The organism is Agathobaculum ammoniilyticum (assembly GCF_025567315.1).
Lineage (GTDB): Bacteria > Bacillota > Clostridia > Oscillospirales > Butyricicoccaceae > Agathobaculum > Agathobaculum ammoniilyticum.
In genome coordinates, this window is sequence record NZ_JAOQJE010000001.1 from 170,249 (window position 1) to 182,881 (window position 12,633).

A 12,633-nucleotide genomic window follows, 5' to 3' on the forward strand; every position below is an offset into this window, starting at 1 on the left:
TGCAAGGGAAAGAGGCAAAAAATGTTTTATGTTAGCGAGATTCAAACCACAGCGCCTGTGGTGTACAAAACACCGCTTCAAAAATCTGTTTATGAGACGCTGGAGCGGCTTCAGATTCCGTTTGAGCGCGTGGATACGGATGAGGCGGTCACCATGGAGGATTGCGCCAGTATCAACCGAAAGCTGCAAATGGATATGGTGAAAACCCTGTTCCTCTGCAACCGGCAGCAGACGTCGTTTTATTTGTTTGTCACGAAAGGGGATAAGGCGTTCCGGTCCGGAGCCTTCAGCAAAGCGTTGGAGATTGCGCGTGTTTCGTTTGCGCCTGCGGAGAGCCTTTTGGAGATGCTGGGGACAAAGGTCGGGGCTGCGACGGTATTCAGCGCTTTGCTGGACCGGCAGAACCATGTGCAGCTCGTCTTCGATCGGGAGGTGGCGGATGCGGCATGGTATGGGTGCAGTGATGGGACTACGACGGGCTATATGAAAATACAGACAGCGGATATTATGAAAAAATTTCTTCCGTTTGTCAACCATGCGGCAATCGTGATCGAGGTGTGAAAATGGGATTATATCAGAACCGGATTGTTATAAAGGTAGGGACATCGACGCTGACGAACGAATGGGGAAAAAGCGACTTCCGATCCTTTGACCGGCTGGCCTGCGTGCTTTCCGGCGTGCAGAATATGGGGTATGAGGTCATACTGGTTTCTTCCGGCGCGATTGCGGTAGGGAAAAATAAGCTCAACCTGCAGGCCGCAGAAAGTATGCGGCACAAGCAGGCCGCCGCAGCGGTAGGACAGTGCAGCATCATGTTCCTGTACGATAAATTTTTTGGGGATTACGATAAAACGATTGCCCAGATTTTGCTGAATGCGGACGATATGGAGCAGGAGGAGAAAAAGGAAAACCTGATCCATACCTTTGATACCCTGCTTGAGCTGGGAATCATTCCGGTCGTCAATGAAAATGATTCGGTCAGCTATACGGAAATAGAGTCGGACGAAAAGCTGTTCGGAGACAACGATATGCTTTCCGCCATTGTCGCAGTCCTATGTCGGGCTGGAAAGCTGATTATCCTCTCGGATATCGACGGATTGTACGACAGCGATCCCCGTCTCCATCCAAACGCAAAGCTGCTCAGCCGGGTAGAATGCATAGACGAAAGCAAATATGCACTAGCAGGCGGCGCAGGCTCGCGGCGGGGGACAGGAGGGATGCGCACCAAATTAAAGGCCGCGGAGCTGGCAGTCTCCCAGGGGATCGATACAATCATTGCCAATGGCAGGCATCCGGACGCGATCTATGAAATCATCAGAGGAGGCGTTTCGGGAACACTGTTCCCGGGAAAGCTGTGAATCGGCGCCAAGACGGGAATCTCTTAAAATAAAGTAAATTTTGCGGCAATAGTCTTGACTTCATCAAAGGATAGTGCTTATATAGAGATACTTATATTGTGCAAGAGGGGTTCAAGGCGTTGAATTTGAATAGAGACAATATCCTGAAAATCATGGGGCTGATCCTATTTACGGTGCTCCTCTATGCCGGACTGCAGAACACAAAGCTGTTTGCCGATGCGTTGCGCTATCTGTTCGGACTTATGGCGCCGTTTGTGATCGGCGGCTGTATTGCGTTTGTGCTGAATGTGCCGATGCGCTTTTTTGAAACCAAGCTGTTTTCCCGCCTTAAACGGGCGAAAGGGAAAAGGGCCGGCAAGGCGAAGCGCATTTTCAGCCTGATCCTTACGCTTGTTGTGGTTGGCGGCGTGATTGCCATTATGCTGTTCCTGATCGTGCCGGAGCTGTATCAGTCCTTTTCTGCGATCGGCAGAGAAATGTCCTATGCCCGCGTGCGCATCCCGCAGCTTTTGGACGAAGCAACCGCGCTTTTGCCGATGTTTGAAAGCGAAATTGCTTCAATTAAGGACAGCTTCCTTAATGTGGACTGGAAGGCAATCGGTTCCATGCTGATGGAATTTTTCCGGAACGGGAATATCCTGAGCAATACAGTCAGCATTGCGACCTCGGTGGTCAGCGGCTTTGCCAACGCCATCATCGGCATTGTTTTCGCCATATATATTTTGCTGCAGAAGGAAAATCTTGGGCGGCAGTTCCGACGCCTGTTTTATGCGTTCCTGCCAGAAAAACAGGTTGACCGTTTCCTCATGGTCTGCGGTCTGACCTCATCTTCCTTTAACAGCTTCCTGTCCGGCCAGTGCCTGGAAGCCTTCATCTTGGGAATGATGTTTTTCGTCAGCATGTCGGTTTTCCAGATGCCTTATGCTTTGGTTATCGCGGTCCTGATCGGCATTACGGCGTTAATTCCGATTTTCGGCGCGTTTATTGGCTGTATTGTCGGCGCTTTTCTGATTTTGATTGTCAGCCCGATAAAGGCGCTGTGGTTTATCGTTCTGTTTTTGGTGCTGCAGCAGATCGAGGGGAACGTAATTTATCCCCGTGTGGTGGGCAGCTCGGTGGGCCTTCCCTCCATCTGGGTGCTGGCGGCGGTAACGCTGGGCGCGAGTCTGGGCGGTGTGCTGGGCATTTTGTTTGCCATTCCGGTATTCTCCGTCATATATACTCTGCTGCGGACGGATGTCCGCGCCCGTATCAGGGAACGCGGGATTGCGGAGGGTAAAATCAAATAGTGTTGAAAAGGAGTCAAAAAGGGTCCGTATCGCTTTGATACGGACCCTTTCGAATTTCTTTGTACAATTAGTAGGGATTTTTTTTACCAGATCGCCACGCGGTCCTCGGGCGCAATCCACATACCGTCGCCCTCGGTGATACCGAAAGTGGTGTAGAATGCGTCAAGCGTTTGCAGCACGCGGTTGGCGCGCAGCTTATCCGGTGCGTGTACGTCGACTGTCGTATAATACGCAGCGGTTTCGCGCGGCATGGTAGAGCACCAGGTGTTCGCCATGGCGCGGAACATAGCTTTCAGATCGGGATTGGTTTCGCGCTGGACGGCTTCCAGTATGCACTGCGCCGCGCCGAGATCGGCGATGTTCTCCGAAAGGGTGAGCGCGCCGTTACAGGTGATGCCGGGCGCGGCTTCCACGCCGTCATAGAAAGCGGTCACTTCATCGCAGAGCTGTTGGAAAGCGGCGTAGTCCTCCGCCGTCCACCAGTCGGCGGCGTTGCCGTTCTTGTCGTACTTGGCTCCATTGTTGTCAAAGGCGTGCGTAATCTCGTGCGCGATGATGTAGCCGATGCCGCCGAGGTTCTCCTCACGCGAGGCGTTCACGTCATACAGCGGAGCTTGCAGGATGCCCGCAGGAAATACGATTTCATTGCTGGAGGGTACATAGCAGGCGTTGACCGTATAAGCCGCCATCGGCCACAGGCCCTTGTTGACCGGCTGGCCCTGCCACTTGATCAGCATCTGCTGCTGCGCTTTCAGCAGGGTGATGATATTGTCAAAGTAGCTGCCGCCCTCGTCCGCGGTTTTGAGCGTCACGCCCTTGAAATAGTCATTCCACTTGCCTTCATCCGGATAGCCGACCTTGACGCCCAGCGCGTCCAGCTTTTCGATTGCTTTCGCCTTGGTCGCGTCGCTCATCCAGTCGAGCGAGCGGATGCGGCTCTCGTAGATGTCAATGAAGTCGTATACCATATCCTCCACATCGGCCTTGGCTTCCTCGGAGAAGTATTCCGCAGCGTACAGGCGGCCCAGCTCGTCGGACAAATACTGCTGGACAAGCTGGGTGGCCAGGGCTTCGTCGCTCAGCGTGCCGGAGATGCCGAGGAAAGCTTCCTGATAGGCGTCGGAGGCATCCTGGAAATCCTGGCTGAGCATGCCGCCGTAGCCTGCAAGGATGGTCAGGCGCAGATAGGCTTTCAGGTCGGTCAGGTGCTCCTCGGTGAAATATTTGGGCGAGGCTTCAAGCAGGCCGATGTCGGAAACGACGATCTGGTCGTCCGAGCGGGCCAGGCCGGATTGCGCGTAGATATCGTCTAGGTCGAGCGTGGGATAGAGCGACTTCAGTTCATCCATGGTGTAGACGTTGTAGGTCTTGTCCACATTGCCGTAGTCCTGCCGGTCGAGCGCGTGTGTGGACAGTTCCTTTTCCATTTCCCAAATGCGCTGCGCGTCCGCCGCAGCGCTCGCTTCGTCTGCGCCGCCGATTTCAAACAGCGTTTGGATATAGGTCAGGTACGCGTCCTTCTGGCTCCCACCATTGGCATATGTGTCCTTGCTCAGCGAGGGGGAGAAGGCGGAAAAGCCGACCGTATAGCGGGTGGAGTCCTTCGCGTCCGCCGAAAGCGTGAAGCCGACCAGCGCGTTGCCCGCCAGCTCCTCTGCGAGCTGCTTTTTGACCTCCATCACCTCGTCTACGCTCTGCGCGGCTTCGGCTGCTTCCAGATAGGGACGGATCGGCTCGATACCCGCCATATTGCGCGCGTTCCAATCGAGGATATTGGTATACAGCGCGGCGATGCGCTGCGCGTCCTCGCCCACGGGGTTCGCAACCGTGCGCTCGATCAGATTGTTGAGCGGCTCGGTGTCGTACATCTTTTCATACAGCGTGCCCGTGGAGGACTGGCCTGCCGGAATGACCGAGCTGTCCAGCCAATCCTTGTTGACCGAAGCATAGAAATCGTCCTTCAGGTTGGAGCCGAACAGGGTATAGGTACGGTGGATGAACTTGTCGAGTTGTTCCATGGTGACGTTCTCATCCGGCGAAAAGGTTGTGGACGAGGTGCCGGCAACAATACCGGCGGCGAACACGTCCGCCAGCTCCTCCTTCGCCCAGGCGGGGACGTCGGTGAAGTTGGACGCCGGATAACCCTTGCGGGCGTTGTCGCCCTGCGGGGCGGGCAGGCCGCCGAACGCGCGCTGCAGCATGACGAGCGCCTCGGCGCGGGTGACGGGGGCGTTTTCCCGCAGGTTTCCGTCTGGGTCGCCGTGCATCACATCCGCAGCGGTCACGCCGGGGTTGTAGTCGTCCGCCGCGGCGATGAGCGCGGCGCAGACTTCACCACGGGCAGCGGGAATCTCGCTGTCTGCCGCGAGCGCGGCGGGAAGCGAGGCCAGCAGAGCGGCGGCTGCCAGGGCGGATGCAAGGATTTGTTTTGCTTTCATAAGCGGTCCTCTCCTAACTATATTATTGAAATGATACAATTGTACAATGAGGCATTTGCCTTGTCAAGTGCCATATTGTACATATATTATATATACAAAATAGCATGGAAGATGAACCCTGTCAAGCAACTTTTCCATAAAAGCAGGAGGTACATATTAAGATTGCGTAAATGCGAAAAAAAGAAATAGAAAATTGTTTACATTATCTAAATGTAATGGTAAAATAAATCAAACAGCAGTCAAGCTGCTGTAGTAAAAGGAGGCAGAAAGATGAAAACAAAATTAAGGATTGTGCTGGCATCCGTGCTGGTAGCGGCGGGCCTTGCGGTAACCGCAGGTGCTGCAAGCTATGATAATTGCGCTGATCAGCTCAAGGATTTGGGACTGTTTCAGGGTACGGAGGACGGGTATGAGCTTGACCGCGCACCGACCCGCGGCGAGGCTGCAACCATGCTGGTACGTCTGCTCGGTAAGGAAGCGGAAGCGAAAGAGCTTACTTATGAGGCTCCGTTTACCGATCTGGATGACTGGCAGAAGCCGTACGTCCAGTATCTGTATGATAATAAGCTGACCAATGGCGCGACCGAAACGACCTTTGAGCCGGAAGAGGCCTGCTCCGCGCAGATGTACACGACGTTCCTGCTCCGCGCGCTCGGTTACAGCGATGCGGCAGAGGGCGATTTCACCTATGACGCGGCGATTGATTTCGGCGAGACCATCGGCCTGGTCGACTATGCCAACTGCAATGAGAGCGCGTTCCTGCGCGACCATGTGGCGGCGATGAGCCTGACTGCGCTGAACACCGACGTGAAGGGCGAGACCGAGACCAAACTGCTGGAGAAGCTGGTGGCGGATGGCGCCGTAGACGAAGCCAAGGCGGAAAGCCTGCTGGCGTTCTTTGACAATTATGATGCCTATGTGGAAGCGACCGCCGCTATGGGCGACGCGACCAAGATGGACGTTTCCGCTGATGTTTCCGCCAGCGTTGCGCTGGGCGATCAGCAGGTCATGAGCCTGTCCATGCCGATGGAAATTAAGGCGGACATGGATATGGAGAGCCTGGATCAGTCCAAGATGGCCGTTACGGGTACGATAGAAGTGACAATCGATGAATCCCTAGTGGAAGAGGGTGCGGATACATCGTTTGAAATGCCGATGGAGTACTACTACACGGATGGCGTTTACTACATGAATATGGGCGATCAGAAGGTTAAGATGGAGATGTCCATGGAGGATGCGATGTCCCAGATGGGCGATCTGACGGACCTTCAGAACAGCGAGCCGATCTGCCTGATCGAGTCGATCACGAAGTCCGGCAGCACAATGACGGTGACCTATTCTTCGGCTGGCATGAGTGGCCTGGTGAATTCTGTTCTGGATTCCATGAATATTGACACTGCGGCAGAAGGCGTAGCGATCGATATCGGCGAGGTCATCTCCAAGGCGACAGTTTCCAATGGTAAGATCAGCGGCATGGATATGAACATGAAGATGACCATGACGGTTGAGGGTCAGACCATGACCATGGATATGAACATGAAGTGCGACATCAACTCGATTGGAAATGTAACGATCACGCTTCCGAGCGATCTGGACAGCTACACTGACCTGATCGGTGGCGCGGATGAGGCTGCTGCATAACAGAAACAGTGTGAAATAAAAGGCGGAACGGCTTTTGCCGTTCCGCTTTTTTAATCGCCCAGCTCGTCGATCAGCTCTTTCATTTTTTGCGCGGAGGACTGGAGCTGGAACAGTTCATCCTGCGACAACGGGATGTCGAGCACGGATTCTGCGCCGTTCCTGCCCACAACGGCGGGTAGGCCGAGGCAAATGCCATCCACACCGTAATGGCCGGAAATCATGGAGGATACAGGGAGAACCGAGTGTTCGTCTCGTACAATTGCCTCCGCGATGCGCCGGACCGCCATACCGATGCCGTAGTAAGTCGCGCCCTTGCCCTCGATAATAGAATAGGCGGCGTCACGTACATTTTCGTAGATGCGCTGCATCGCCCCGAATGAATCGTCCTTTCCGGTGATGCGGCAGTAATCCGCGAGATCGACGCCCGAGATATTTGCGCTTGACCAAACGGCAAGCTCGCTGTCGCCGTGCTCGCCGATGATAAAGGCATGGACGTTGCGGCTGTCCACATTGAGGTGCTGGCCGACCAGGTATTTGAGCCGCGCGGTATCAAGAACGGTTCCTGAACCGATGACCTGACCGGCGGGCAGGCCGGACATCTTCTGTGCCATATAGGTCAGCACATCGACCGGATTGGACACGATCAGCAGTACGGCGGACTGGTTGACCGCCATCAGATGTTCGATGATCGAGGACATGATGACACGGTTCCGGCCGAGCAGCTCGATACGCGTCTCGCCCGGCTTCTGGTTTGCGCCCGCGGCGATGACGACAAGCCCGCACTCCGCAAGGTCGCCGTAGTCGCCGGCACGGACAAAGCACGGCTTTGCAAAGGAAATGCCGTGGTTGATATCCGCAGCCTCGCCTTCCGCCTTTTTGCGGTTCATATCGACAAGTACGACTTCAGAGAAAAGGCCGGAGGTGGACAATGTAAACGCGCTGGTCGCACCGACAAAACCGACGCCGATCACGCCACATTTTTGTATACTAGTCATTGAAGAGCACTTCCTTTCCGTTTCCCGCATAGTATGCCCGCTTTCCCTTGGAAAACATACGAAGCTGTGCTATAATTAAAAAACAAATCATCACAAATTTGGAATATTGAAACGATGGGAGACAATGCGAATGAATAAATGGACGCGTATGCTTTGCGCGGGCGCGGCGTTGGCCGCAGCCCTGACGGTTTCGGCGTTTGCCGCGGATTTTACCGAATGTGCGGAGCATTTGGACGATATGGGCCTGTTCAGAGGAACCGAGCAGGGATATGAACTGGACCGCGCGCCGACCCGCGCTGAAGCGGCCGCGATGCTGGTTCGGCTGCTGGGGAAAGAGGAAGAAGCCGGCCGGCTGGCGTATGACGCGCCGTTTACCGACCTGCAGGAGTGGGAAAAGCCCTATGTGCAGTATCTGTATGAAAACGGTCTGACGACCGGCGCGACCGAAACGACATTCGAACCAGAGGAACAATGTACCGCGCAAATGTACGCGGCGTTTTTGCTGCGCGCGCTGGGCTATACAGAAGCAGATGGGGATTTTGTTTACGCGGATTCATCCCGCTTTGCCAGTCGGATCGGGCTGTACGATCCGGCAACTGTAAATGAAGCGGATTTCCTGCGCGACCATGTTGTGGCGGCAAGCTATACGGCGCTTTCGATATCTCCGAAGGGTACGGATGACACGCTGCTGGCGCGGCTGGCAGCAGCCGGCGCGGTAGAGGAGCCGGCTGCTGCGCCGTATCAGGAATTATTCCAGGCCTATAACCGTTATCTGGATGCGACCAGTAAAATGGATGGATTGACGGCGTTGTCCGTCGGTCAGGAGCTGCGCGTGGATGCGGGTACCTTTGTAATGACCTGCGAGGAGCAGACAGCGATCGATTTGGGCGCGCCGGCGATGCTTACAGACCGCACAGTCACCCTGTCTGCGGAGCAGGCCGGAGAAAAAACATTTACTGCCGAAAGTTATACGGCAAATGGCTTTCGCTATTTGCGGCAGGACGGGACAAAATCGCGGCGCGCTTTGACCAATGGGCAGATGCAGCTCGCGTTTGAAGGTTATGCGCGCGTCCCTGTGGCATTGATCGATTCGGTTTCGGTATCCGGCCAAAGTTATACCATTGGATATAATCAGGCGGGGCTGGCGCGGTTGGACAGTGTGCTGGAAGCTGCGCAGTCGGCAGTGGGGGCGCTGGGCGATCTGGAAATCGAAGGGTTTACTGTCGTGCAGGAAGCCTCGGATGGTTTGATTCAGGCGCAGGAGGTCCGGTTTGGCTTTGCGGCAGACGGCATATCCGGCCAGGTGGAGAGTCGCATGACGCTGCAGGGAGTTGACAATCAGGTCACGGTTTCCGCGCCGGCAAACTTGGAGCAATACCCCTTGGTAAAATAACAGGGCGGCCGTGTAAAGGGAACAAAAGAGAACGGGGCGTCGTCCAAATAGAAAAGGAGGGATATGCATGAAAAGGAAGTTTTTGTCCAGTATGCTGGCGGCCGCGCTGCTGTATGTCGGCTCGTTTTCAGCAGGGGCTATGGGTGTGGAGGAGGTGAGCGTGCCAAACAAGCAGCTGCCTGCGCTGCAGCAATCGCCGGCAGGAGAGTATGCGACCGTTCTTGAAATGCAGGTCAAATCCGGCATGGAGTCGGTCATGACGGTCAAAACCGATATGTATGACCGGTTGGTGATGCGCTTTTCCAACACCTTGCTCATGGACACCCAAACAGGTACTCCGGTTTCGGAAACCGATATCGCAGCGGGCGACAAGGTATTCGTCTATTATGCGGACTATGTGATGGAAACTGAACCGCCGCAGACCGACGCGGCGGCGGTTCTGGTCAACCTGGAGGATGGACATGCGCCGGCGCGCCTGCTCACTGCGGAAGCCATCCAGCATCCCGCGGAGGAGGATGGGAGCGTTACCATCCTGACGGATAATGGAGAGTTGCTGCTTACCGTGCAGAAAGATACGGATATTCGGCCGTTAGGCACAAAAAATATCGCTTCAGCAGATGATATCCATATGGGGACACGGTTTTTCGCTTGGTACGATCAGGTGGCGTTGTCCGAGCCGGGGCAGGCGGTTGCAACGCGTATTGTCATCCCCGCGCAGCAGGGTAGCCGTTTTGCGATCGTCGTGGAAGGGGACATGGTACTTCCACTCGATGGGCGCGTGGAGCAAGGTATCTTGATGGTACCCGTGCGTACGGCGGCAGAGGCGTTAGGCTATACGGTGGTCTGGAATGGCGAAAACGAAAGCATATCTCTGAAAAAAGGGGAGCGGGAAACGCTGTTGGTATTGGGAAAGGACCAATATGCCGCGGATATCCGCATGGGCGTGGCCATGGCGCTTGGCGCAGCGCCCTACGAGGTGGATGGCGTTAGCTGGGCGCCTGCGGAATTCTTTTCCCTGTTGGGCGAGTCGGTCACTCTGCGTGCGGGAGAACTGCATCTGGGGATCGTGAGAAATAACCAGTTGCCCGCGCCAAACTGAAGCAGTGGAGAAAACCGGTGAGGAAAAACAAAAGGACCTGCATGTATGCAGGTCCTTTTTCAATAGGCAGTTATTTTTTGTTTTTAATGTATTCATCCATCGCAGCAGCGGCGCGCTTGCCCGCGCCCATAGCGAGGATAACGGTGGCTGCGCCGGTGACGGCATCGCCGCCAGCAAAAACTCCGTCCTTGGAGGTGATGCCGTGTTCCTCATCCGCTACGATGCAACCCTTGCGGTTTGTGTCCAGTCCAGGGGTGGTCGTACGGATGAGCGGGTTGGGGCTTGTGCCGATTGCCGCAATCACGCAGTCCAGATCGAGGGTGAATTCGCTGCCCGGCACCGGCACCGGACGGCGCCGGCCGGATTCATCCGGCTCGCCCAACTCCATCTGCTGGCACTTCATGCCGGTTACATTGTAATTCTCGTCCGCGGTGATTTCCAGCGGCGCGGTCAGGAACTTGAAGATAATGCCCTCTTCCTTGGCGTGATGGATCTCCTCCAGACGGGCGGGGAGTTCCTTTTCCGAACGGCGGTAAACAATGTAGACCTCCTCCGCGCCCATGCGCTTGGCGCAGCGCGCCGCGTCCATCGCCACGTTTCCGCCGCCGACAACCGCTACCTTGTGCGCGTGCAGAATCGGCGTATCCGCACCGTCGCGGTAGGCCTTCATCAGATTGATACGGGTCAGGTATTCGTTTGCCGAGTACACGCCGTTTGCGTTTTCACCCGGCACGCCGATAAAGGTTGGCAGGCCCGCACCCGAGCCAACGAAAATCGCCTCATAACCGTCCGCAAACAGTTCGTCAATGGTTTCCGAACGGCCGACGACAAAATTAAGTACAAATTCGACGCCAAGGTCTTTCAGCGTGTCGATCTCCTTCTGGACGATCGCCTTGGGGAGACGGAATTCCGGTATACCGTACATCAGCACGCCGCCGGCGGTATGCAGCGCTTCAAAAACAGTTACTTGGTAGCCCATGCGCGCCAAATCACCCGCGCAGGTCAGACCGGCAGGGCCGGCGCCCACAATCGCACACTTGTGGCCATTCGCCGCAGGCTGGACGGGTTTTTCTTCACCGTGCTCGCGCGCATAATCCGCGACAAAGCGCTCCAGGCGGCCGATCGCGACCGGCTCACCCTTAATGCCGCGTACGCATTTCTGCTCGCACTGTGTTTCCTGCGGGCACACGCGGCCGCAGACAGCGGGCAGCGCAGAGGTTTCCTTGATTTTGGCCGCAGCTTCGAGGAATTTGCTCTCGGCGACAAGCGCGATAAATTCAGGGATCTTTACCTGCACTGGACAGCCCGAGATACAGGGCTTATGCTTGCAGTTCAGGCAACGCTGCGCTTCCTCGACCGCCATTTCCGGTGTGTAGCCGAGTGTGACCTCATCAAAGTTCTTGTTGCGGACGTTGGGGTCCTGCTCCGGCATGGGCATTTTTTTCGGATTCATGTTCGGCATCTCACTTGACCTCCTGCTTCATCAGATTGCACTCGTGACGCTCGACAGACGCCTTTTCCTGCGCCTTGTACATCGCGCTGCGGCGCATCGAACCATCGAAGTCAACCAGATGCCCGTCAAAATCCGGTCCATCCACGCAGGCGAACTTGGTCTCTCCGCCAACCGTCAGGCGGCAGCCGCCGCACATGCCCGTGCCGTCCACCATGATCGTGTTCATAGAAACAATGGTCTTGATGCCATAGGGGCGGGTGGTTTCCGCTACGAACTTCATCATGATCATCGGCCCGATGGCGATGACCGCGTCGTACTGGTTGCCCGCCTCGATCAACTCTTTCAAAACTTCGGTGACAAGCGCCTTGCGGCCGTTCGAGCCGTCGTCCGTGACAACATAAAGGTTGGTGGATGCGGCTTTCATCTCGTCCTCGAGGATAATGATATCCTTGTTGCGGAAGCCGGCGATCAGGTCGACCTCGCAGCCCATCTCATGCAGCTTTTTCGCCTGCGGGTAGGCAATGGCGCAGCCCAGACCGCCGCCGACAACGGCGACTTTTTTCAAGCCCTCAAGCTCGCTCGCTTTGCCCAGGGGACCGACGAAATCGTGCAGGCAGTCGCCCACGTTCAACTGGCCGAGTGCCATTGTCGTCGCGCCGACCTCCTGGAAAATAATCGTGATCGTACCCTTTTCGCGGTCATATTCCGCGATTGTCAGCGGGATCCTCTCTCCGTCCTCAGTCACACGCAGGATGATGAACTGACCAGGTTCCGCCTTGCGCGCGACATGAGGCGCTTCTATTACCATCAGCTTTGTGTTGGCATTCAGCGTCTTTTTTTCTAAGATCTGATACACTCTTTAAGTACCTCCTTGCGTTAAATCGCATCGAACAGTATTATTATACTGTTTATGCGGTGGGAACGCAAGTATAAATAAGGACACATAATCGGTTGTTTTGACCAAATT

Annotated in this window: 10 protein-coding genes; 6 read left to right on the forward strand and 4 right to left on the reverse strand. The window is 55.5% G+C overall.

Going from position 1 to position 12,633, the window contains the following annotated elements; all coding sequences use genetic code 11:
- Positions 1–21: 21 nt before the first annotated feature.
- The 3 genes from OCV66_RS00860 (at position 22) to OCV66_RS00870 (ending at position 2,647) form a co-directional block, all read left to right on the forward strand.
- Positions 22–561, forward strand: a complete 540-nt coding sequence (locus OCV66_RS00860; RefSeq protein WP_147573666.1) for a prolyl-tRNA synthetase associated domain-containing protein — start codon at positions 22–24, stop codon at positions 559–561.
- Positions 562–563: 2 nt separating this feature from the next.
- Positions 564–1,358: a glutamate 5-kinase gene (gene proB, locus OCV66_RS00865; protein WP_054325885.1), complete on the forward strand. Its 795-nt coding sequence runs from the start codon at positions 564–566 to the stop codon at positions 1,356–1,358.
- A gap of 119 nt (positions 1,359–1,477) precedes the next feature.
- Positions 1,478–2,647 (forward strand): AI-2E family transporter, encoded by a 1,170-nt coding sequence (locus OCV66_RS00870; protein ID WP_147573667.1) that lies wholly within the window; start codon positions 1,478–1,480, stop codon positions 2,645–2,647.
- Between the two features lie 83 nt (positions 2,648–2,730).
- Here OCV66_RS00870 and OCV66_RS00875 read toward each other — a convergent pair whose 3' ends face one another.
- Positions 2,731–5,085, reverse strand: a complete 2,355-nt coding sequence (locus OCV66_RS00875; RefSeq protein ID WP_147573668.1) for a M13-type metalloendopeptidase — start codon at positions 5,083–5,085, stop codon at positions 2,731–2,733.
- A gap of 270 nt (positions 5,086–5,355) precedes the next feature.
- On the opposite strand from OCV66_RS00875, the gene OCV66_RS00880 reads away from it, so the two are divergent.
- Positions 5,356–6,726: an S-layer homology domain-containing protein gene (locus OCV66_RS00880; protein ID WP_054325890.1), complete on the forward strand. Its 1,371-nt coding sequence runs from the start codon at positions 5,356–5,358 to the stop codon at positions 6,724–6,726.
- Positions 6,727–6,776: 50 nt separating this feature from the next.
- On the opposite strand, the gene OCV66_RS00885 is transcribed toward OCV66_RS00880, so the two are convergent.
- Entirely contained in the window at positions 6,777–7,721 is a 945-nt protein-coding gene (locus OCV66_RS00885; RefSeq protein WP_107630447.1) for an L-lactate dehydrogenase, read from the reverse strand.
- 130 nt (positions 7,722–7,851) lie between these two features.
- On the opposite strand from OCV66_RS00885, the gene OCV66_RS00890 reads away from it, so the two are divergent.
- Together OCV66_RS00890 and OCV66_RS00895 are read left to right on the forward strand one after the other, a co-directional pair.
- Positions 7,852–9,114: an S-layer homology domain-containing protein gene (locus OCV66_RS00890; RefSeq protein WP_107630448.1), complete on the forward strand. Its 1,263-nt coding sequence runs from the start codon at positions 7,852–7,854 to the stop codon at positions 9,112–9,114.
- Between the two features lie 67 nt (positions 9,115–9,181).
- Positions 9,182–10,213: a copper amine oxidase N-terminal domain-containing protein gene (locus OCV66_RS00895; protein WP_147573670.1), complete on the forward strand. Its 1,032-nt coding sequence runs from the start codon at positions 9,182–9,184 to the stop codon at positions 10,211–10,213.
- 70 nt (positions 10,214–10,283) lie between these two features.
- Here the strand turns inward: OCV66_RS00895 and gltA are convergent, their stop codons facing one another.
- Positions 10,284–11,675 (reverse strand): NADPH-dependent glutamate synthase, encoded by a 1,392-nt coding sequence (gltA, locus tag OCV66_RS00900; protein WP_107630450.1) that lies wholly within the window; start codon positions 11,673–11,675, stop codon positions 10,284–10,286.
- A 1-nt stretch (position 11,676) separates the two neighbouring features.
- Complete coding sequence (locus OCV66_RS00905; protein WP_107630451.1) at positions 11,677–12,522, reverse strand: sulfide/dihydroorotate dehydrogenase-like FAD/NAD-binding protein; 846 nt, start codon at positions 12,520–12,522, stop codon at positions 11,677–11,679.
- Positions 12,523–12,633 lie beyond the last annotated feature (111 nt).